This window comes from Collinsella sp. OM06-18AC (assembly GCF_003438785.1).
In the GTDB taxonomy this organism is placed as follows: domain Bacteria; phylum Actinomycetota; class Coriobacteriia; order Coriobacteriales; family Coriobacteriaceae; genus Collinsella.
The window spans coordinates 76,038-96,831 of sequence record NZ_QSTX01000001.1 but is presented as its reverse complement, the minus strand read 5'-3'; the positions used below and the strand labels follow the sequence as shown (position 1 = coordinate 96,831).

At 59.4% G+C, this 20,794-nt stretch carries 24 protein-coding genes; 13 read left to right on the top strand and 11 right to left on the bottom strand.

The genetic code is table 11. The features are described 5' to 3' along the window. Positions 1-2: 2 nt before the first annotated feature. Positions 3-581: an urease accessory protein UreE gene (locus DXB86_RS00460; protein WP_089572974.1), complete on the top strand. Its 579-nt coding sequence runs from the start codon at positions 3-5 to the stop codon at positions 579-581. Between the two features lie 82 nt (positions 582-663). Next, positions 664-1,461 (top strand): HAD-IIB family hydrolase, encoded by a 798-nt coding sequence (locus tag DXB86_RS00455; protein WP_117735796.1) that lies wholly within the window; start codon positions 664-666, stop codon positions 1,459-1,461. A 76-nt stretch (positions 1,462-1,537) separates the two neighbouring features. Here the strand turns inward: DXB86_RS00455 and DXB86_RS00450 are convergent, their stop codons facing one another. From DXB86_RS00450 to DXB86_RS00430, 5 genes are all read right to left on the bottom strand, one after another. Further along, the gene (locus tag DXB86_RS00450) at positions 1,538-1,918 is read right to left on the bottom strand and encodes a Fur family transcriptional regulator (RefSeq protein ID WP_187361911.1); all 381 of its coding nucleotides are present in this window, start codon (positions 1,916-1,918) and stop codon (positions 1,538-1,540) included. Between the two features lie 61 nt (positions 1,919-1,979). Continuing rightward, positions 1,980-2,390 carry an acylphosphatase gene (locus DXB86_RS00445; protein ID WP_117735795.1) on the bottom strand — a complete coding sequence of 137 codons (411 nt, stop codon included), beginning with the start codon at positions 2,388-2,390 and terminating at the stop codon, positions 1,980-1,982. Positions 2,391-2,392: 2 nt separating this feature from the next. Continuing rightward, entirely contained in the window at positions 2,393-3,499 is a 1,107-nt protein-coding gene (locus DXB86_RS00440) for a Gfo/Idh/MocA family protein (protein ID WP_117564441.1), read from the bottom strand. A 73-nt stretch (positions 3,500-3,572) separates the two neighbouring features. Further along, on the bottom strand, positions 3,573-4,058 hold the full coding sequence (rnhA, locus tag DXB86_RS00435) for a ribonuclease HI (protein ID WP_117564440.1): 486 nt from the start codon (positions 4,056-4,058) through the stop codon (positions 3,573-3,575). A gap of 99 nt (positions 4,059-4,157) precedes the next feature. After that, complete coding sequence (locus DXB86_RS00430; protein WP_117735794.1) at positions 4,158-5,060, bottom strand: LysR family transcriptional regulator; 903 nt, start codon at positions 5,058-5,060, stop codon at positions 4,158-4,160. Between the two features lie 272 nt (positions 5,061-5,332). On the opposite strand from DXB86_RS00430, the gene DXB86_RS00425 reads away from it, so the two are divergent. The 3 genes from DXB86_RS00425 (at position 5,333) to DXB86_RS00415 (ending at position 8,130) form a co-directional block, all read left to right on the top strand. Then, a complete protein-coding gene (locus DXB86_RS00425) occupies positions 5,333-6,643 on the top strand; it encodes an O-acetylhomoserine aminocarboxypropyltransferase/cysteine synthase family protein (RefSeq protein ID WP_117735793.1) in 1,311 nt (436 codons plus the stop codon). Between the two features lie 312 nt (positions 6,644-6,955). After that, entirely contained in the window at positions 6,956-7,732 is a 777-nt protein-coding gene (locus DXB86_RS00420; protein ID WP_117735792.1) for a hypothetical protein, read from the top strand. A 191-nt stretch (positions 7,733-7,923) separates the two neighbouring features. Then, a complete protein-coding gene (locus tag DXB86_RS00415) occupies positions 7,924-8,130 on the top strand; it encodes a hypothetical protein (RefSeq protein ID WP_117735791.1) in 207 nt (68 codons plus the stop codon). 108 nt (positions 8,131-8,238) lie between these two features. On the opposite strand, the gene DXB86_RS00410 is transcribed toward DXB86_RS00415, so the two are convergent. Then, entirely contained in the window at positions 8,239-9,153 is a 915-nt protein-coding gene (locus DXB86_RS00410) for a ketopantoate reductase family protein (RefSeq protein WP_233504096.1), read from the bottom strand. A 121-nt stretch (positions 9,154-9,274) separates the two neighbouring features. Continuing rightward, complete coding sequence (locus tag DXB86_RS00405) at positions 9,275-9,469, bottom strand: hypothetical protein (protein WP_117735789.1); 195 nt, start codon at positions 9,467-9,469, stop codon at positions 9,275-9,277. A gap of 163 nt (positions 9,470-9,632) precedes the next feature. Between DXB86_RS00405 and DXB86_RS00400 the strand changes: the two genes are divergently transcribed. The 6 genes from DXB86_RS00400 to DXB86_RS00375 all read left to right on the top strand — a co-directional run bounded on the left by DXB86_RS00400 (position 9,633) and on the right by DXB86_RS00375 (position 16,196). Continuing rightward, positions 9,633-10,823 carry an aldo/keto reductase gene (locus DXB86_RS00400; protein WP_117735788.1) on the top strand — a complete coding sequence of 397 codons (1,191 nt, stop codon included), beginning with the start codon at positions 9,633-9,635 and terminating at the stop codon, positions 10,821-10,823. Between the two features lie 90 nt (positions 10,824-10,913). After that, complete coding sequence (locus tag DXB86_RS00395) at positions 10,914-11,933, top strand: Gfo/Idh/MocA family protein (RefSeq protein ID WP_233504095.1); 1,020 nt, start codon at positions 10,914-10,916, stop codon at positions 11,931-11,933. A 144-nt stretch (positions 11,934-12,077) separates the two neighbouring features. After that, a complete protein-coding gene (locus DXB86_RS00390) occupies positions 12,078-12,944 on the top strand; it encodes a deoxyribonuclease IV (RefSeq protein WP_117637465.1) in 867 nt (288 codons plus the stop codon). A gap of 147 nt (positions 12,945-13,091) precedes the next feature. Next, a complete protein-coding gene (locus tag DXB86_RS00385; RefSeq protein ID WP_117635438.1) occupies positions 13,092-13,952 on the top strand; it encodes an ABC transporter substrate-binding protein in 861 nt (286 codons plus the stop codon). Between the two features lie 117 nt (positions 13,953-14,069). Then, positions 14,070-15,431 (top strand): ABC transporter permease subunit, encoded by a 1,362-nt coding sequence (locus DXB86_RS00380; protein ID WP_233503153.1) that lies wholly within the window; start codon positions 14,070-14,072, stop codon positions 15,429-15,431. A 12-nt stretch (positions 15,432-15,443) separates the two neighbouring features. Further along, positions 15,444-16,196 carry an amino acid ABC transporter ATP-binding protein gene (locus DXB86_RS00375; RefSeq protein WP_055251428.1) on the top strand — a complete coding sequence of 251 codons (753 nt, stop codon included), beginning with the start codon at positions 15,444-15,446 and terminating at the stop codon, positions 16,194-16,196. Between the two features lie 116 nt (positions 16,197-16,312). Here DXB86_RS00375 and DXB86_RS00370 read toward each other — a convergent pair whose 3' ends face one another. Beyond that, complete coding sequence (locus tag DXB86_RS00370; RefSeq protein ID WP_117735786.1) at positions 16,313-16,732, bottom strand: flavodoxin; 420 nt, start codon at positions 16,730-16,732, stop codon at positions 16,313-16,315. A gap of 46 nt (positions 16,733-16,778) precedes the next feature. Then, positions 16,779-17,483, bottom strand: a complete 705-nt coding sequence (locus tag DXB86_RS00365; protein WP_117735785.1) for a DUF3793 family protein — start codon at positions 17,481-17,483, stop codon at positions 16,779-16,781. Between the two features lie 174 nt (positions 17,484-17,657). Between DXB86_RS00365 and DXB86_RS00360 the strand changes: the two genes are divergently transcribed. Further along, positions 17,658-18,041 (top strand): heavy-metal-associated domain-containing protein, encoded by a 384-nt coding sequence (locus tag DXB86_RS00360; protein WP_117635436.1) that lies wholly within the window; start codon positions 17,658-17,660, stop codon positions 18,039-18,041. A gap of 26 nt (positions 18,042-18,067) precedes the next feature. Here the strand turns inward: DXB86_RS00360 and DXB86_RS00355 are convergent, their stop codons facing one another. Both DXB86_RS00355 and DXB86_RS00350 read right to left on the bottom strand, forming a co-directional pair. Continuing rightward, entirely contained in the window at positions 18,068-18,493 is a 426-nt protein-coding gene (locus DXB86_RS00355) for a hypothetical protein (RefSeq protein WP_233502621.1), read from the bottom strand. Beyond that, positions 18,486-20,012 carry a DNA repair protein gene (locus DXB86_RS00350; RefSeq protein ID WP_369831473.1) on the bottom strand — a complete coding sequence of 509 codons (1,527 nt, stop codon included), beginning with the start codon at positions 20,010-20,012 and terminating at the stop codon, positions 18,486-18,488. The genes DXB86_RS00355 and DXB86_RS00350 overlap by 8 nt, the downstream gene beginning before the upstream one ends. 201 nt (positions 20,013-20,213) lie before the next feature. On the opposite strand from DXB86_RS00350, the gene DXB86_RS00345 reads away from it, so the two are divergent. Next, positions 20,214-20,738 (top strand): iron-containing alcohol dehydrogenase, encoded by a 525-nt coding sequence (locus DXB86_RS00345; RefSeq protein ID WP_099431475.1) that lies wholly within the window; start codon positions 20,214-20,216, stop codon positions 20,736-20,738. The last annotated feature ends 56 nt before the right edge of the window (positions 20,739-20,794 follow it).

Here is a 20,794-nt window from a genome sequence, read left to right as displayed (position 1 = left end):
GTATGCCTGAACGCTTGGTTTCGACGACATGCTTGGGAAATCTCAACGATCCGTCCTATGAACTCCTGCTTCGCCGGAAGTTGGGCGGCGTCTTTGAAGTTGACGAGCTACTGTTCGATTGGGACCGGGCTGATGTATGCGCGTTTGCGGGCGTGACGGAGCTGGGGCGCACGATCGATGTTCGGCTGGATGCTGCCGACGGCGGTCGTCTTGCCGATGGCGACGTGCTCGCCATCGACCGTTCGGGCATGGTGCCCGTGGCGGTTGTCGTGCGCCTGCGCAGCGCCGAGGTTTATTTGGTCGAAGTCGACCGCATGGATCCGATTGCGCTCGCGCATGCGTGCTGGGAGATCGGCAATATGCACGCGCCGCTTTTCCGAGGCGATTCGGACGAGCATACCGTGCGCATGTATACGCCGGTGCAGCCTGTTTTGGGCCGCATGCTCCGGGGCGTCGAGGGTGTTCGGCTCTCGGTGGTTACCCGTGAACTCGATGCGGACCGGCGCTTTGCATCGAGTGCGGCGGAGGCCGTCGTGAGCATGGCTCCCGACTTTACCATCGTAAAAAAGACGCGCGGCTAAGCGCGTATATACGCAAGGCGGGCTTTGAGGGGCGACCAATCAAGGTCCGTCTTGCTGTTGATAGGAGGCTTTGGGGAAGCATATGGGTCTTGAGGGAATCAAGCTGATTGCATGCGATTTGGACGGCACGTTGCTGCATCCGGGGGAGCGCGAGCCGCGTTCCGAGGCCTTTGAACTCATCGATGAACTGCATCGTCGCGGTATCGTGTTTATGCCGGCGAGCGGCCGTCAATATGCGAGCTTGCGCTACCTGTTTGCCCCGGTGGCCGATGAGCTCGCCTATGTATGCGAAAACGGAGCCCTGGTGATGAGCGAGGGGCGTGCCGTTGTCAAGCGCTCTATGGAGCGTGACCTGGCGATGGATATCGCGAATGCCGTGGTCGCCTACCCCCATGCCGACGTTACCCTTTCCTGCGAGGGGCACCTCTACACCATAAGCGGCAACGATGCGTTCGTCGACCATTTGCGCTATGAGGTCCACTGCGATGTGGCGGTGGTCGGCCGTCCCGAGGACATCGACGAGGACGTCATTAAGATTGCCTTCCAGATGCCCGAGGTGGATCAGCCGGCGGCCCTGGAGTATTTCGAGCGCCTCTTTAGCGACCGTGTTGACGTGATGACGTCGGGAACCGAGTGGACGGACTTTATCGGCTTTGATTCGGGTAAGGGTTCCGCGCTTGCCGATTACGGTCGTGCCCTGGGAATTTCGCCCGATGAGATGATGGCGTTTGGCGATAACGAAAACGACCGCGACATGCTCAACGTAGTGGGCCATCCCTATCTAATGGAGAGCTGCAATCCCTCTATGCGTGGCATCAACGACCGCGTCCGTTACGTACGCACGGTCGAAGAGGAGCTGCGTCGCCTGCTCGCCGAGTAGATATTTGGGACATGCCTAGAAATGTACTGTTTGCTGTAGCGGATGGGCAAGTAGATTTGCAGGCATGTCCCAAAGGCTACTGGCAGTCGGGGCAGAGTCCCTCAAAGATGGTGTAGTGCGAGCTGACGCTCCATCCGATTTGCTCGGACGCCTTGGCGTCGAGCTGGGCATCGAAGGGGAGCGGTACGTCGATGACGCGGCTGCACGAGGTGCAGATGATATGCGCATGCGGCTCGATCGTGCGATCGAAGCGGCTGCCGCCTGGTGTCTTGATGGAGAGGATCTCTCCGGCATCGGCCAGGAGGTTGAGATTGCGGTAGACCGTGCCGCGGCTGATTTTGTCATCCTGTGCGCGCACGACGTTGTAGATTTCGTCGGCGGTGGGATGGTTGTAGCTTTGGCGCACGGCGTCAAGAACCAGCTTTCGCTGCCTGGTATTCCTTCTTTGCACCGCCATGCGCCTCGCCTCTTTTCTATCAACGGCCGTAGGTAAATGATACCGTATTTAGCACACAATACTAATAACGAGGAATGAAACTGTCTTCATTGGCAAGTGGGGCTTGGGCCTGGGCTTCTACGAGGTGAAAACGCGTTCCCATGCGCTCGTAGGAGGCATGAAGCGCCTCGAGATGAGATAGGATGTTTGCCGGAGCTCCCTGTATCTCCATCTCGACCGAGCCGTCTTCCATGTTGCGCACCCAGCCGGTGAGTGCGCGTGTCTGCGCGAGGTTGGTGTTGGTAAAGCGAAAACCGACGCCCTGGACTTGCCCTTCCCAGCGCAGGAAATAGCGCAGGGGAGCGTCTTGAGTGGCCTCGTCGCTTGCGAGCACAGTAAGCCTGCGGCGCAGCTCGAGCTCGACGTTTGATGGTTTTTGAGGCTCTCGACTGCCGCCGGTGACGCTGGAGAAGAACGTATCGAAGAGGCCCATCGCTATGCCTGCTTGCCTGCGTCGGCCGGGAAGGTTATGCCGGCCTGCTGGCGCACGGCATCCATGATACGCAGCGAGACGAGCGTGACATCGCGGTAGTGGCCAAGCTCGTGGCGTCCCGCCGGGGTCTCCCAAATCTCTTCCTTAACGTTATCGATGCCGTCGATGGCGGTGATAAAGTCCGCGAGCTCGTATTCCATGGTGTTGCTTGACTTGGGAAGGTCGAGCGCGCGTCCGTTGCCGCCTTGCTCGCGCGGCGCCTCGGTCGCCGATCCGCGTACGACATCGCCGCGATAGTCGATACGGACGTTGCGGGGCGTGGACAGATGGTCAATCTGGATAGTGCCACGCTCGCCTTCGATCTGCGAGGGCAGCAGGTCATTCGTAATTTTGGAGTGCGCGAGCTCGACGGAGATACGGCCACCGCCGTAGCTGGCAAGGATGGAACCGCAGCCATCGATGGGGCCGTGCGTGAGCTGTCGCGTGGTGGGGTCGAGCAGAGTAGTCATGCTCGTAAGGCCGGAGGGCATGCCGAAAATCTCGACCATGGGCTCGACGGTGTAGACGCCAATGTCCATGAGGGAACCCGATGCCATATTGCAGTCGAAGATATTGGTGGCGCGTCCCGCGAGAATCTCGTTGTAGCGCGAGGAATATTTGCCAAAGCGCAATGAGGCGCGGCGGATGGGGGCGATCTCGCCCAGGGCGTCCTCGATGGCGTGGAAGGCGGGATCGTGGAGGGGACGCATGGCCTCGAGGGCCACGACACCTGCTGCCTCGGCAGCGCGGAAGACTTCCAGCGCCTGCGCTTCGGTGGCGCAGAAGGGCTTCTCGACGATGACGTGCTTGCCACCGGCGATGCAGGCAAGGGCCTGCTCGTAGTGAAGTGCGTTGGGGCTGCCGATATAGACGGCGTCGACGTCGGCGGCTGCCGCAAGCTCATCGAGTGAGATAAAGTTTCGCTCGCCATCGCGCTCGGCGGTAAAGGCAGCACCGCGATTGGCATCGCGTGAAAGCGTGCCCACAAACGCGGCTTGGTCGTTGGCGTTGACGACTTGGATAAAGTCGTCGGTGATCATGGATGTGCCGATGGTCGCGATGCGCAGCATACGTCCCCCTTGCGTTGTTTGGTCTACAGGATGAGTGTAGCGCGTGGGGATATAAAGCTGTGCGAAAACGCTATTACAGGTCGCTCTCGTTAAAGCCGGTGTCGATATCGAGGTTGCTGCCGTCGGCCGCCGTGGTGGCGAGCTCATCGCAGCGCTCATTGAGCTCGTGGCCGGCGTGACCCTTAACCCAGATGAACTCAACCTTGTGCTTGCTTTTGGCGGTGAGTAGGCGCTCCCACAGGTCGCGGTTCTTGACGGGCTGCTTGTTGGCGGTTTTCCACCCGCGCTTTTTCCAGCCGTCGATCCAGTGCTTGTTAAAGGCGTTGACGACGTACTGCGAATCGGAATGGACTTCGACCTCGCAGGGGCGGTTGAGTGCCTCGAGCGCCACGATAACGGCCATGAGCTCCATGCGGTTGTTGGTGGTCTTGGCGTAGCCGCGCGAAAGCTCGGAGGTAAAGGTCTTGCCGGCGGGGTTGGTGTATTTGAGCACGGCGCCGTAGCCGCCGCGTCCCGGATTTGATCGGGCCGAGCCGTCGGTATAGATGATGACCTTCACGGGCTTCCTTTCTTTGAGTGCATTTCATGTGAGTGACCATTGTAGCGCCATGCCCGCCGGGGGCCAGCAATCTACGATTTCTACCCCGTCTTCCGACTGTTAGCTGGCATGGATGATGCGGTTGAGCTCGTCGAGGTATTGCTGCAAGAGGAGAGAGGGCTTGCGCTCGTCGTGCATGATGTAGCCAACGTGCATCGTTGGGGCGTCTGCTAACGGGATCGATGCCATACCCCATTGCATTTCATTGGAGAGGACTCCGGTCGACAGGGTGTAACCGTTCGACGTGATAAGTAAGTTGGTAAGTGTTCCGCGGTCCGAGATTCGTATGTTGCGGTCGCAAGGGATATAGCTAAAAGGTTCCTCGGCGTAATAGAAGGAGTTTGAGGTTCCCTGCTCAAAGCTGTAGCGCGTATAGGGCGCGAGGTCGGCAAGGGACAGCTGAGGGCGGCGTGCGAGCGGGTGGCGTTCGCTGACGAATACGTGGACCGTCGCGTCGAATAGGGGATGGAAGCTTGCGCGGGCATCGGCGAAGGCCTTCTGCAGAACGCGGGCGTTAAAGTCATCCAGATACAGAATGCCGATATCGCTGCGAAACGCACGGACGTCATCGATGATCTGCGATGTGGTGGTCTCGCGCATGATGAACTCGAACTTGCTGTCGCGGCAGCGCTCGACCACGTTGACAAAGGCCTCGACCGAAAAGGCGTAGTGCTGGGCGGAAATGGCGAGGCGGGCTTGCGGGGTGCCACCGTCCTCGTAGCGTGCCTCGAGCATGTCGGCCTGCTCTACGACCTGGCGCGCATAGCCCAAAAGCTCGGTGCCGTCGTTGGTGAGCGTGACGCCGCGGCTGGAGCGCGTAAAGATCTCCAGATGGAGCTCCTGTTCCAGGCTTTTGACGGCGTTTGAGATGTTGGACTGAGCGGTATAGAGGCGCTGAGCTGCGGCGTTGATTGAGCCGGACTCTGCCACGGCGATCAGAAAACGAAGCTGCTGGAGGGTCATCGACGCAATCCTTCCGATTGTTATCTATAAAAACGATAACAGGTTAGCGCTTTTAAGTGATTGACCGAGGGAAATAATGCTCGTACTATTCAAAACACACAAAGGCAGTAGGTAATTAAGCCAACCACGGAACCGGGATGCGAAAGGAGGCCCGCATATGAATTGCTTACCAAGACGAATGCCGGGCTCCTGTTTGCGCCCGTCGGCGTGATCAGGAGACAGCGACCTACTTCTCTCTTTTTATTTATTTTTGTTCGATCAAGGAGATCATCATGAGCCAGTTCATCAACAACCCCGAGCACACCTTTGGTTTCGATACCCTGCAGCTTCACGTTGGCCAGGAGAGCGCCGATCCCGCATCCGACTCCCGCGCCGTGCCTATCTACCAGACCACGAGCTATGTGTTCCGCAACTCCCAGCACGCCGCCGACCGCTTTGGTCTTGCCGATGCTGGTAACATCTACGGCCGTCTGACCAACTCCACCCAGGGCGTCTTTGAGGACCGTATCGCCGCGCTCGAGGGTGGCGTGGCCGGTCTTGCCGTCGCCTCCGGTGCCGCTGCCATCACCTATACCCTGCAGGCTCTTGCCCAGGCTGGTGACCACGTGGTGGCTCAGAAGACCATCTACGGCGGTTCCTACAACCTGCTCGAGCATACGCTCTCCCAGTTTGGCGTCGAGACCACGTTTGTCGATGCCCACAACCTGGAAGAGGTTGAGGGTGCCATCAAGGACAATACCACGGTCATCTATCTCGAGACGCTCGGCAACCCCAACTCTGACATCCCCAACATCGACGCCATCTCCGAGATCGCCAAGAAGCACGGTCTGCCGGTTGTCGTCGACAACACTTTCGGCACCCCGTATCTGTTCCGTCCGCTGGAGCATGGCGCCAACATCGTTGTCCACTCCGCAACCAAGTTCATCGGCGGCCACGGCACCTCGCTGGGCGGTGTGATCGTCGACGGCGGTAACTTCGATTGGAAGGCGAGCGGAAAGTACGCCCAGATCGCTGAGCCCAACCCCTCCTACCATGGTGTTTCGTTTGCCGAGGCTGCCGGTCCCGCCGCCTTCGCAACCTATGTCCGCGCCATCCTGCTGCGTGACGAGGGTGCCTGCATCAGCCCGTTCAACGCCTGGGTCCTGCTCCAGGGCACCGAGACCCTGTCGCTGCGCGTTGACCGTCATGTCGAGAACACCAAGAAGGTCGTTGAGTTCCTGGCTGGTGACAGCCATGTCGCCAAGGTGAACCACCCGAGCCTGCCTGAGCACCCCGATCACGAGCTCTATCAGAAGTACTTCCCCAACGGCGGCGCTTCGATCTTCACCTTTGAGATTAAGGGTGGCCAGGAGGCAGCTTGGAAGTTCATCGATCATTTGCAGGTGTTCTCGCTGCTCGCCAACGTGGCCGACGTCAAGTCGCTCGTCGTGCACCCGGCTACCACCACGCACTCCCAGCTCTCTGCCGAGGAGCTCGCCGAGCAGAACATCACGCCCTCCACGATCCGTCTTTCCATCGGTACCGAGAACGTCGAGGACATCATTTGGGATCTGAAGCAGGCCTTCGCCGCGCTGGACGAGTAAGGCGACTTGTGCAAGGACCCCTTGCGACTCGATAGGTATAACTGCATAAAATGCCTGCTCAAGGCGCCTGCGCAAGCAATGGTTGCGCAGGTGCCTTTTTTGCATAGGAAGGGCGCTATTACAGGGTTTTTGGCATGCTTTATGCATTTGAGTTGTGGAAAACTCCTGTTGAGAGGATGTGAGTTTTACGCAATTGACGTGCGCCTTTTGAGTAAAACCGCAGGTCGCGATTTGCTCGAGGTACTATGCAGCGCGATCGAATCACACGCAGCTCAAACGCAGCAAAAACGCACTACGGAGGTTTCCAGCTACATGAGGATCGATTCACGAAAACCGAAAGCCGCTGCCCTTTCCGCCGCTCTGACCGTGGCACTTTTGGCAGGCGCCGGCGCAACTGATGCCCACGCGGCAACACTGTCCGATACGGTTGGATCTACGCCGTCCGAGGCGACGCTGGTGCAGCCCGTTGATTATCGCGGCGATGGTTATGGTTCCATGCAGGAGTGGAACGCCTCGATGGAGGCCAAGCGCGATTCCCTTGAGATGCGCGCTCAGATCATTATGAATATGTATGGCGACTATGCTACCGATGACGAGCGCGCTGTGCTGCAGGGTTGTATCGACGGTGCGGGTAGTCTGTTGACGATGGGGGAGGTCGACGCGAAGTCGACCGAGCTCGATGAGCTGCGCACTGCGCTTGAGAATGCCAAGCGCGAAGCGCTCGAGGCCGCCGCAGCCGAGGCGGAGGCTGCCGAGGCCGCCCAGGCTTCGTACTACAACGCCGGTTACACTCCGTCCTACGCGTCTGCCGCGTCCTACGCGAACGGATCGGGCCTGACGCGCTCTGCGGGTGTCAATAACTACAACGGGCGCCGTGAGACCTATTACAGCAGCAACGTGTTGTATCACCACCGCACGGGCGAATGGACGCAGGATTCTGAGGGCTTCTGGCGCGATTCCGACGGCTATTACGTTGTTGCCGCGGGCGATATGGCCCAGGGCTCGACCTTTACGGGCTCCAAGGGTGATTGCAAGGTCTATGACTCCGGCTGCGCCGCCGGAACCACCGACTACTACACCGGTTGGTAATCTGCCATCAGAGCAAAATAGGCACATGATGGGCGGGCGTCTTTATCGAGCTTTCGGGCAACGTAAAGGCGCTCGTTTTATATTTGTATTTGGGTTAACAGAGCCCTTACCGTGGCACTACGTTGGGCATATGGGCGCGGGGCACACTAAGTCATGAGAAACAAAGTCTTTCCCGTGGAGGAAGTGGTCTCATGAACGCTCGAGATATCGCTATCGCCGCCGTCGCATTGGTACTTGGCTGTCTTGGCCCTACAGCTGCGCTTGTCGTAGGCATGCAGGGCTCGTGCGGGGCTGCTCCTATTGTGGTCGGCGCGCTCATCGCAGCAGCGCTGCTGGGAAGCGCGGGCGTGACCCTTTGCCGCGATGACGAGGACGAGATGCCGCAGGTGCGGCGCTAGCCGTTGTGAAGCTGGTTTTGCCCATAGATGAAGAAGGAAGCCGCCGCAAGGGGAGTGCCCCTTGCGGCGGCTTTGCTATTGAGGCTGTAGGCTGTAGCACGCCGGGCGCTACCAGCTGGCCTCGATTTCGCGGATGCGCGAATAGAGCCATTCGTTTTGCGGCACCTGGATGCCGTGCTTGGCCGCGAGGCGGCAGATGGTACCCGCAAATTCCTCGACCTCGGTTCTGCGTTGAGCGACGCGGTCCTGCGCCATCGAGGGCATGCCGGCGGGGTCGAGCCCTTTTATGAGACGCACCATTTGCGTTAGGTCTGCCTCGGTGAGCTCGATACCCTCGGCGTTGGCGACCGCAAGCGTTTCGCGCATGGCGGAAACAAAGCAGCGGCGCTGCTCGGAGCCCGGCTCCGTGGCGCTTCCGTAGGTCCCGCCGTACGCCATGCAGGTCTGGTTGATGCCGTCGTTGAGCATAAGTTTTGCCCACATGCGGTGGGCGATGTCGTCCTCGACGGTGTGGGCGATGCCGCAGCGCGTGTAGAGCCCGTCGATAGCGGTGACGGTCGCGGGGTCGGTGCCGGCGGCCGCACCAAAGCGGATCTCGCCCGCATTGGTAAAGGTGAGCGCGCCGTTGAGAAACACAGCGTCCATGCCTTGGCAGATTCCGAGGACGGTGTGCTCCCAGCCAAAGCGCTCGGCAATCTTCTGCTCGCTGGTGATGCCGTTGCACAGCGAGGCGATGAGCGTGTTGGGTCCCATGACGCGCTCCATGGTCTTGAGTGCTTGGTTGAGCCCCGTCGTCTTGACCGTCAGGATGACCAGATCGGCGGGTGTCGCCTCGCCGGCGCGGACGGACGTGAGATCGCAGGGCTTGCCGTTGACGGTGAGCGCGTCGTTCGCATGGCGCTCAAAGCGAGCGTCGTCCATAATGTATTCGACGGCATCGTTGCCGAGCGTCTTGGCAATCATGCTGCCATAGAGCAGCCCGACGCCGCCCTTGCCGATAAAGGCAACCTTGTTGATCTGCATGTGAATCATCTCCCCATATAAAAGGCGCCCGCGTAAGGGGCGCCTGATGGATTGTATGCTGCCAGGGTGATTGCTGGGTGCGCGGGGCGGCTGTTATGAAAAAGAAACGTTTGCCTGGGCTCTACGCTGCAGGGCAGACCGCAAAAACGCGCGCGAGGAATCCGACGCCATCGCGCACCTTGGGGAAGGTGCAGAAGATGACGGCGCTTGTGGCAGGAAGCTCGTCCAGATGGTCCATGACTTCGATCTGATAGCGGTCGACCGAGAGGATGTACTGCTCGCCGGGGTAGAGGTAGACGTCCTCGCGTGTGGTCACGCTTGGCTCCTTTCATCGGGCTTTTTGCTGATGTTAATGCGGTGCCGTGACAGCTCGATTTCTGCTGCGTTACGATACGTTCTCGATTGCGATTCCACGATGTTTCGGCTGCGTGACCATTGTGTTTCGCCTTGCCGGGGCGCTGATGGCGAAGGGAGGGGCCGTGCAATACCGCGTTGACCCCAAAAGCGGCAACCGTATCTCGGCGTTGGGGCTGGGCTGCATGAGGTTTCCCGGTGCGCCGGGACGCCCGGATGCGAAGACTGCCGACGCCATCATCTCCCGTGCGGTGGAGCAGGGGATTAACTACCTGGACACGGCCTATCTCTATCCCGGCAACGAGGCGTGCGTGGGGGCGTCGCTTGAGCGCCTGGGCTTGCGCGACCAGGTTTTGCTCGCAACCAAGCTGCCGCATGCTTCGTGCAAATGCGCGGAGGATTTCGATCGGTTCTTCGACGAGCAGCTGCGTCGCCTGCGGACCGACCGTATCGACTATTACCTTATGCACAACATCACCTCGCCCGCCCAGTGGGAGCGCGTGGTGGCGTTGGGCATCGAGGACTGGATTGCGCACCAAAAGGCTGCGGGGCGTATTCGCCAGATAGGTTTTTCGTACCACGGCAGCGCCGCGGACTTCCTCACGATGCTTGACGCGTATGACTGGGATTTTTGCCAGATCCAGTACAACTACGCTGGAGAGCGCTACCAAGCGGGAACGGCGGGACTCATGGCGGCTGCGGAGCGCGGGCTCGCGGTGTTTGTGATGGAGCCGCTTTTGGGTGGACGCCTGGCGGGCAAGCTGCCTCCGCGGGCCCGCGCCGTGCTCGATGGCGCCCGTGACCCGCATTTGCGCACTCCTGCCGCCTGGGGACTTTCGTGGGTGTGGAACCATCCTCAGGTCACGATGCTGCTTTCGGGCATGACCGATACCGCACAGGTGGACGAGAACGCGGCATTGGCGGATCGCGCACTGCCGAATTCGATGACGACAGAGCAGCTCGATACCATCGCACGTGTGCTGGCGGAGTTTGAAAAATCGAATCGCGTGCCCTGCACGGGATGCGGCTACTGCATGCCATGTCCCAAGGGTATTAACATTCCCGGCTGCTTTGCCGCTTACAACGCGAGCTATGCGCACAGCTGGTTTACGGGGCTGTCGCAATACTTTACGGCGAGCGCGGTGCGCACGAGCGAGCCCAAGCTCGTGAGCAATTGCGTCAAGTGCGGCAAATGTGCGCGTCACTGCCCGCAACACATCGATATCCCCGAGCGTCTCGACGACGCGCGCCGACGTTTCCAGCCTGGCCCCGTAACGGCCGCGCTTAAAGTCTTCAGCAAAACTCGCTCCTCATGACCCTTTTATATCTTGTGATGGAATAGTTCCTGTTTGCGGCAGAATAGGGCGATAGCAGGAACTATTTCGTCGCAACTGAAGGGAGCTGTCGTGGGCCATCGGGATTCATGTGATGATTTGCGTGAGGTTCGTTGGGGCGTTTTGGGCGCTGGGCACATTTCGCATCGATTTGCATCGTCGCTCAAGAAGGTCGACAGGGCACGGCTTGTGGCTGCCGCCGGTCGCACTCCTTCGCATGTTGAGGAGTTTTTCAGGGCGTTTTCGATCGATGCTGCGCACAGTTATGTCACGGCTGACGATGGCGGCGATGCGGCTTATGATGCGCTGATTGCCGACCCCGATGTCGACGCAATCTACTTGGCTCTTCCGCATGGTATGCATACGCGTTGGGCCTGTCGCGCGCTGCGCGCCGGAAAGGCCGTGCTGTGCGAAAAGCCGGCCGTTTTGAGTGAGGAAGAGGCTCTCTCGATTGCCTCCGCCTCTCGCGAGTGCGGCGTGCTGTTTATGGAGGCGATGAAGAATCGGTTTTGCCCGATGCGCACTCGCGTGGAGGACTTGCTTGCGTCGGGCGAGCTCGGCTGTATCGTCTCGATCGAAAGCGTGCAAAAACTCGATTATGGTGAGTCCCCTTCGAGTTATCTGCTCGATCCGTTGCAGGGCGGCTGTCTATATGACATGGGCTGCTATGCGGTCGGGTGGTTTGAGGATTTGCTTGCGGGTGCGTGCGATGTTTCGTCTCGTGAAGTTCGCTGGCGTGACGTATCGGGTGGCCGCGTGGATTGGGCCGATGAGATCCATATGAGTGTCGGCGGTATACCCATTCATATGGTGTGCGACGGCAAAGCAGCATATGAAAGCCGCTTAATGATTGCCTGCGAACGGGGTTCGGTGGAAATCGAGCGCCTCCATCGCCCCGAGCTCGCCCATGTGAAGTACTCCGACGGACGAATGCTCGAAATTAATGCCCCGTTTGAGGTCGATGATTTCTACGGCGAAATTCAGCATGCGACGCAGCTCGTCCAGACGGGAGAGCTTGAAAGCCCCGTTATGCCTCTTGCCGCCACGCAGCGCTGCGCGCAGATTATCGATGCGATTCGCTTGACGCTCTAGGCTGCGGTGCTGGTGCTCAAGGGGGCTCGGCGGACCTTGCCCCTGATGCCCCTTTTATATCTTGCGGTGGAATACGGTCTGTTTGCGCCAAAATAAGGCACCAATAGACCGTATTTCACCGCAACTGATGAGGGGGAGTTGGAGATGCTAACGATCGGGTGTCATCTTTCGACGACGAAGGGCTATCGGGCAATGGGGGAGACGGCGTTGTCCATTGGTGCCAATACCTTTGCGTTCTTTACGCGCAACCCGCGCGGTGGCAAGGCAAAAGACCTTGACATGGATGACGTGGCGGCTCTGCGCGAGCTTATGGCGCAAAACGACTTTGGACCGCTAGTGGCGCATGCCCCGTATACCTATAACCCCTGCTCCGCTAAGGAGCGGGCGCGGGAGTTTGCCTTGGAGGCTATGGCGGAAGATTTGCAGCGTCTGGAAGCACTGCCCGGCAACTACTACAACTTCCATCCCGGTGCGCATGTGGGACAGGGGGCAGACGCCGGCATTCAGATGATTGTCGACACGCTGTGCCAGGTGATGTTTGAGGGACAGCAGACGACGGTATTGCTTGAGACCATGGCGGGCAAGGGCACCGAGGTGGGCCGTAGCTTTGAAGAGCTGGCGCGCATTATCGAGGGCGTTGCCGCCAAGTGCCCGGAGCTGTCCGATAAGCTGGGCGTTTGTTTGGACACCTGCCATGTGAGCGATGCTGGCTACGACATCATCCATGACCTGGACGGCGTACTCGACGAGTTCGACCGCGTGGTGGGTATCGAGCGCTTGCGCGCCGTGCATATCAATGACTCCAAGAACCCCTGCGGCGCCCATAAGGATCGCCACGAGTGCATCGGCAAGGGCTACCTGGGTAGTGAAGAGTTTGGCGGCGGTATGCAGGTTATGCAGAATATTGTATCGAATAGCCGCTTGCGTGCACTTCCATTTATTTTGGAGACGCCGAACGAACTTGCAGGTTATGCAGCTGAAATCAAACTGTTAAGGTCATTGCAGCAGTAATGACTGTTGCTAAGTGGAGTATTCCATTCACGTTATGGGTTTGTTTCAATCAGTTTTCTCATTGCAGATTCGTAATTCCGGGTGCATAATAGCCAACAGTTTTTGCAGACCTCTGAATCAAACGGGGTCACTGGAAGGAGACTGATTATGAAGCTCAAGAAGCTTGGCGCGTTTGCAGCCACGGGCGCCATGGCGCTCGCTCTTGCACTGACGGGCTGTGGTTCGTCCAACGCCACCTCTGGTTCCGATGCCGGTTCCAGCAGCTCTGACAACGCGAAGGTCGAGAAGGTCGACGGCTCCAAGGAGTATGCACTCGTCAAGGACGGTACGCTCACCGTCGGCACCTCTGCCGAGTACGCTCCGTTTGAGTACAAGGATGACAACGGCGATTATCAGGGCTTTGACCTTGAGCTCATCAAGGCTATCGGCGACAAGCTGGGCCTGGATGTCGAGTATGTCAACAATGACTTTGACACGCTGGTTCCGGGCGTCGCTTCGGGCGCCAAGTATGATGTTTCCATCGCGGCTATCACCGACACGCCCGAGCGTGAGAAGGAAGTCACTTTCTCTGATTCCTACTACATGGACGATCAGGCTATCGTGACCAAGGTCGATAACACCGACATCACGGCCGACAACTACAGCGAGAAGCTCAACAACGCCGACGCTACCATCATCGTCCAGTCTGGCTCGACCGCCGAGGCCTTTGCCCAGGAGAACTTCCCCAAGGCCAAGATTGTTCCCTACAAGGACGCCACCGAGTGCTTCAGCGCCCTGCAGTCCGATAAGGGTGACGCCGTGGTGACCAACCGCTCCGTCGCCAGCCAGCTGACCGCCGAGCAGTTCAACACCTGCCAGACCATCAAGCAGATCAGCACCGGCGAGGAGTACGCCATCGCCATCAACCAGGGCAACACTAAGCTCAAGGACGACGTCAACCAGGCCATCAAGGACCTGACCGACGACGGTACCGTCGACGCCCTCATGGCTAAGTACAACATCAAGTAAAATAACTACTTGATTGCGCGCGGGCCCTTTCCGTTTTGCGGAGAGGGCCTTTGCGCTTCTCTTGACGGAGAGCGTTTCCGTCTCGTTTTGCCGGCAACTTCTACGATAGGAGCCACCTTGTCTCGACTGAACAAAGGGGCCGCTGAGCAGCGTTTTCCACTGCCCGTCTTGCTCCAAAAGCTAGCCTGCGTCATGGCCGTGGCGCTCGCGCTGGTGTGCGCGGGGGCATATGCGCCCACGACCGCCCAGGCGCTTGAGACCGCAAAGATTACCGCCCGACCCAACACCGGTTCGGGCAGCGATGTGGTCGGCGGCACCGAGACGCGCATTACCTGGGAAGTTCAGGCCGATGCCGACGAGGAGCTGAGCGGTCTTTCTTTGACGTTTGTCGACGGCACGACGTTTGGTACCGATGACACGCGATTGACGATGCTCTCGGGCGAGGACCTCATGGATCGTACGCCCATGAAACCCACGTGCAAGGCTGACGGCCAGACGCTCAAGATTGACTTTGGCGAGACGGCGCCTGCCGGCGGCTTTTTCCGTGTCGAGGTTTACGGCGTGACCTTCCCCGTCGAGGGCGGCGATGAGGCCTTTAGCGGCACCTATACGCTCGCCGACGGGTCGACCAAGAAGATCTCCAAGATTCCGTCGGTGGAGATCAAGGGCGTGACGGCCTTCGATAACTTCTTGGCCGACCTTAAAGAGCAGCCGTGGGTCGAGGCCTGGAACTCCAACATGTTCCTTCGCCTGTTCCTGAACCCGGTCATTTTGGTCCAGAGCCTGCCGATCGTCTTCAAAGGCTTCCTCATGTCGCTCTCGATCGTGCTCGTGGCGTTTCCGCTGGCAATTCCCTTTGGCTTTGCCTTGTCGCTCATGCGCATCTCCAAGTCGCGCATCCTGCGTTGCCTTGCCGGCATCTATGTGAATATCATCCGTGGTACGCCGGCGTTCCTGCAGATCTATATTGCATTCTTTGGCCTGCCGCTTGCCGGCGTCAAGGTTGACGACTATGTGCTGGGCGTCATCGTCATGGCCATGAACTCGTCCGCCTACCTGTGCGAGATCTTCCGTGCCGGTATTCAGTCGATCCCCAAGGGCCAGAACGAGGCTGCGCGCTCGCTGGGCATGAACGCCTTCCAGACACTGCTCTACGTTATGATTCCGCAGACGTTCCGCAATGTCCTGCCTACGCTGACCAGCGAGTTTATCCTGCTTTACAAGGATACGTCGCTGCTCGCGGCCGTGGGCGTGGTCGAGATCGTCATGAACGCCCGCACCATCGTGGCCACGACGGGCTCTATTACACCGTACGTGGTTGCCGCCCTGTTCTATCTGGTCATCACCCTGCCGCTCGCTCGCTTGGTGAGCGGCCTTGAGGCGAGGCTTTTGGGCACGGCCGAAACTAAGAAGAAGCGTCCCGCCAAGAGCGCCGGACAGGTCGTCGCGACGCCCGCCGATCACATCGCCGGTCTGTAAGGAGGTCCTATCATGAGCGAAACCAATAACTCGAACGAGGTCGTCGTCAGCATCAAGAACCTCCAGAAGGCCTTTGGCGATAACGTGGTCCTGCGCGATATCGATCTGGATGTGCACAAGGGCGAGGTCGTCGTAGTTCTGGGTCCCTCGGGCTCGGGTAAGTCGACGATGCTTCGCTGCATCAACCGTCTTGAGCATCCCACGAGTGGCTCGATTGTCGTTGAGGGTGTGGACGTGTGCGCCAAGGGCGTCGATCTTAACAAGGTGCGCACGCATCTGGGTATGGTGTTCCAGCAGTTCAATTTGTTCCCGCACCTCTCAGTCAAAAAGAACGTCATGCTCGCGCAGCAGAAGGTGCTCAAGCGCAGCAAGGAAGAGGCCGAGAAAATTGCCGTCGAGGAGCTGACCAAGGTCGGTCTTGCCGAGCGTATCGACTTTATGCCGAGCCAGCTCTCGGGCGGTCAGCAGCAGCGCGTTGCCATCGCCCGCGCCCTGTCGATGAACCCGCACGTCATGCTCTTTGACGAGGCCACCTCGGCGCTCGACCCCGAGCTCGTGCGCGACGTCCTGGGTGTCATGCGCGACCTGGCACGCGACGGCATGACCATGATCGTCGTGACGCACGAGATGGGCTTTGCCCGCGATGTCGCCGACCGCGTCGTCTTTATGGACGGCGGCGTCATTGTGGAAGAGGGTACGCCGAGCGAGGTCTTCGACCACCCCAAGAGCGAGCGCACCAAGGCGTTCTTGGGAAATATCTCGTAGCCGGTTGATGTAACTGCCGTTACAAAAGAGCGGGGGCTGGACTTGAATCCAGCCCCCGCTCTTTTGTAGGGATGGGGATGCGCTGTGATACAGGCTCTTTTGGAGGCCTGGTTTCGTTACGCGAGCTCGGCTCCGAGGGCCTTGCAGGCCGCCTCGCCCTCATCGTCGGGCGCATCGTAGCAAATGACGGAGTCCACGACGTTGACGCCGGCCTCGTCGGCGTCGGCCTTCCAGTTGTCCATCCACTCGCCCTCGGCCCACGAATAGGAGCCAAAGAGGACGACCTTCTTGCCGCCGAGGGTCTCCTTGACCTCGTCCCACATAGGCTGAAACTCGTCATACTCAAGCTCCTCGGAGCCCATGGCGGGGCAGCCGAAGGCGAAGGCATCATATTCGGCGGCCTTGTCAGCAGAGAAGTCGGCGCAGGGGATGACCTCAGTCTCGGCACCCGCGGACGTGGCGCCTTCGGCGACGAGGTTTGCCATGGCCTCGGTGTTGCCCGTGCCGCTCCAGTAGACGACGGCGATCTTGCTCATGTTTTGTCCTTTCAGTTGTGCGGCAGGTTGCCGCGGCTTCTATGTTCTATCGGGTTGCCTGGGCAAGTTGCGCCAAGCTGCAGCCCTGCTGATAGACAAAGGTGAGGTATTGAGTGCAAGCGCGGTAGGCGTCAAACATCGCAAGCGCTTGCTCGACATCCGTGTAGACCTTCCAAGCTCCAAAGACCTTGTAGTTCTCGCCGCGCTGGACGATAAACTCGTGCACGTCGTCGTAGGGATATCCAAGGAAGTAGCCTATTTCGTGCGGAAACTCGCAGGTGCAGTCGTTGCTGCAGCTAGCTTGCTGGGGTAGTGCGCATCGAGTCTGGCTACAAGCGCATTCCGCGACGTTATTGCTCGCGAGCGTGATGCGTGATGCCAAATGCACAAGGCATGTCGAAAGGTCTCTCGTGTCGTAGCCTTCCGAGGCGAGCGCTGTTTGGGCGCGAGGGTCTGCGAAATAGGTGGCGAGGCTTTTGGCTCGGTACACGTACACGAGTGCTCCGCAGGGCCGCCAGACCAAAACACTCAGGTGGATGCCGAGCGGGTCAAGCTCGCGATTGCACTGGGCGATAACGTCGAGCAGGCGTGCTCGGCGTTCTGCGATGGTTTCGGTTGTGGTCGAGCCGTTCCCGTGGGCGTAGGTGCCTGGATAGGTAAAGAGCGATGCCGGCTTGATGCCCGCGAGCGTGGGGGAGCAGTTGCGCACGACCGCTGCCTGAAACGTTGGGATGTCTATGGTTCGAGTCACGGCGCTCCTTACGGATCTAAACTGTTAGCCTAGGAAAACTTATACACGAAAGTAAGCCATGGTCAACAAAAAAGTTTGAAGAGGGAAACTAATTGACCGAACAGACATGATTTTGGGTTAAGATGGGGACACCCCATGGGGGTATCTAGATAGTGCTACTTGAAAGGGGAGCGCATGAGTGACTTGCTCAACCCTGCGAATCTCATCGTGCTGGCCGTCATTGCCGTCGGCATGTTTTTTGGACTGCGTCGCATTGCCGCTTCGACACACGGGAAGAGTTGCTGCAGCGATGGTACGAGCGGCAAGAAGGCCAAAAAGGTTGTTGTGGTGGATACCGATGCGTCACACTATCCCTATAGCGATGAGCTGCTCATCGGCGGCATGAGCTGTGACGGCTGCGCTCAGAACGTAGCCAATGCCCTCAATGCGCTGGATGGCGTGTGGGCAACGGTGACGTATGCGGACCACACGGCACGCGTGCGCTCTAAGCAGCCGGTTGATCGTGGTGTCCTCGAGACGGCCGTGAAAGACGCGGGCTACTACGTCATGACGCTGTAAGCGCCGCCCTGGATGCGCTTCCTTGGCTAGGCTCGTCCGCGCAGTTCGATGTCTTGGATGTCGTCGAAGTCGATGGCGATGTCTCGGAGCTTGAGGAGCTTGAAGGCGGGGAGCGCCTCGTCGAGGATGCCGGTGCGGCTGCGATAGCCGTATGTATCGTAATAGGTGACACGAACCAAGTCGCCACGTTTGAGACCCTCGAGCTTTTTAGAAAGTACGAGGGCTTTTTCTTCCGTGAGCTCACGTTTTGACTCGACGGTGATTTCCTGCTTGCGCACGAGTTCGTAGTATCCCGTGAGGGCGGCAAAGGGCATAAACTGCGCGGCGCGGTTGGCGCGCACGGCACCGTTGGCAGTGAGCTTGGGGTCGGCGGCGCGGCGCCTGCCCTCGGGGTCCGCCAGGCGCTCGAAGGCGGTCGGCGGGCGCACGGGCTGTTGTTTGGGTTTAGGCACGGTGTCCTCCAACTTGGTCGTTGCGTTCGCGCGCGGTGGCGCCGGCGGTAAAGCTTAATCCCTTGACGAGCGCGTTCTTGCCGTACTTGCCTTTCACGGCCAGGACGGCGCGCGCCAGGTCGCGCTCGCGCTCATCGGCCTCGATATCGCTGAACAGATCGATGGTGGTAAATTCCTCGGGCATGAGGTTGCCAAATCCAAGGTTGATGCGCTTGACCGGTCGTTTGGGATCGACAGTCTGCGCCCAGAGCTCATCAAAATAGCCCATGATCTTCTTAAACGAGTTAGTGCGCTCGGGCAGCTTGCGCGAGGCGTTGGAGTGCGCAAAGAGTGCGGCATAGCCACCACGCGGTTTGCCGCCATGCTCTCCCACAAAGATGCCATCGATTGCCTGCGCTTCGCGCACCAGGCGACGCCTTTCGTCATCGCGCTGGACGGGCTTGGGAGCACGGGGCGCGAGCTCGGGGCCATCGGTCGCTGCGGGCTCGATGCCCGAGGTGCTCGAGCGCAGGTGTCCGCAGCCGTCTATATACTGCGCCGTGCCGCTGGCGTTGAGCCGGCGTATGTCGGCGCGCTCGCTCGCGTAGCCCACAAAGAGCGAGATGCTGTCGCAGACCACGTGCTTATCGACTAGATCCAACACGGCGTTGTCGACCATCTCGCGCAAGACGGTGTAGGCCTGCTCGTAGGCATAGCCCTTCGAGAGCACCTGTCCTGTGGTGGTCGAGGTCGCTTGCGGGCGATAGGCTTGGATATCGGCGATGGTTGTCGGCTCGCGCCCGAAGGCGTGGTCGATGAGATATTCGGCATTGACGCCGAGCTCATCGTAAAGCAGGTTTTCGTCGAGCGCGGCGACGCCCATCAGATCGTAGACGCCGTACTTTTCGAGACGGGCCGCCACGCCGGGGCCGATGCCCCAGATGTCGGTGATGGGGCGATGGGGCCAGATCTCCTTGCGAAAGGTCCCGTCGTCGAGTATGCCGATGCGGCTGGGTACGTGCTTGGCGGTAATGTCGAGCGCTACCTTGGCCTGGAATAGGTTGGGGCCGATGCCGACCGTCGCCGTGATGCCGGTGCGCGCCAAGACCTCGTCGCGCAGCGTGCAGGCGAACCCTTCCGCATCGGTGTGATAGAGGTCCAGATAGGGCGTCACGTCGATAAAGCATTCGTCGATGGAGTAGACGTGAATGTCTTGCGGACTCACGTATTCCAGATAGATGCCGTAGATTTTCGCCGACACCTCCATGTAGTGCTGCATGCGCGGTACGGCCTTGATGCAGTCGATGCCGTCGGGAATCTCGAACAGACGGCAGCGGTTGTGTATCCCGAGGTCCTTCATAGCCTGTGTGATGGCGAGGCAGATGGTCGTGCGCCCGCGCGATTCGTCGGCAACGACCAGGCACGTAGTGAGTGGGTCGAGTCCGCGGTCGACGCACTCGACACTGGCGTAAAACGTCTTAAGGTCGATGCAGATATAGGTGTGACGCTCGTGCCCCACGCGCCCTCCCATCAAACACATGTTCTTATCGAATACCTGTTCGATAATACCTGCTCGACCGGACACCGTCAAAACCTGCCCCTTTTTGGCAGGTATGGTCGTGCGGTTGCATCGGGTTTTTAACGCAGCTCTAAAGAGCGCGAAACAGCTCGGAAAACCTCGCTTCGTAGCATGAGCCTAACGATTGATACCGCCTATACGCACGGAAGGGTTGTGGGGATAATGGTCAACTATGGGTTTGGTATGCCGACGCGCTTGGTTGCGGATGGGGATGTGGCTCGCTGGTGCGGGCGATTGGTTGCCCACTATGGCGGCACCAAGGCACTGGTCGTGCTGGGAGGCGACAAGCACACGCGTGATGAGCTCGTTTCGGCGGCGCTGGGCTCGCTCGATCGCGCCCTGCTCGAGCGCGTGCTTTTCCGCTGCGGCTCGGTTGAAGGCGACGGAGGAGACGAGCTGATCGACGAAGCCGTGGCCCTGGCGACCGACGAAGGCGTGGACTTTGTCTTGGCGATTGGCGATGCCGATACTGCCGGCTTTGCGCGCGAGCTCGCCCGTCGCATGGCGGCGCTCGATGTCGGCGAAGACGGTTTTGTCCCTTATGGATGTATCGTCTCGGAGGGCAAAGTGCCTGCCGTCGTGGGGGCCGGCGAGGTTCCCGTTTTTGCCATCATCGCGCCCGAACTGCTGGAGGGCATCGGGTCTCCTCTGCGTGAGTTGCTCGGTAGCGTCTGCGCTGCGGCCTAATATTTGGCATAAAGGGATAGGTTATTTTTGATTGGTAAAGCGTTTGACCTGCCAAA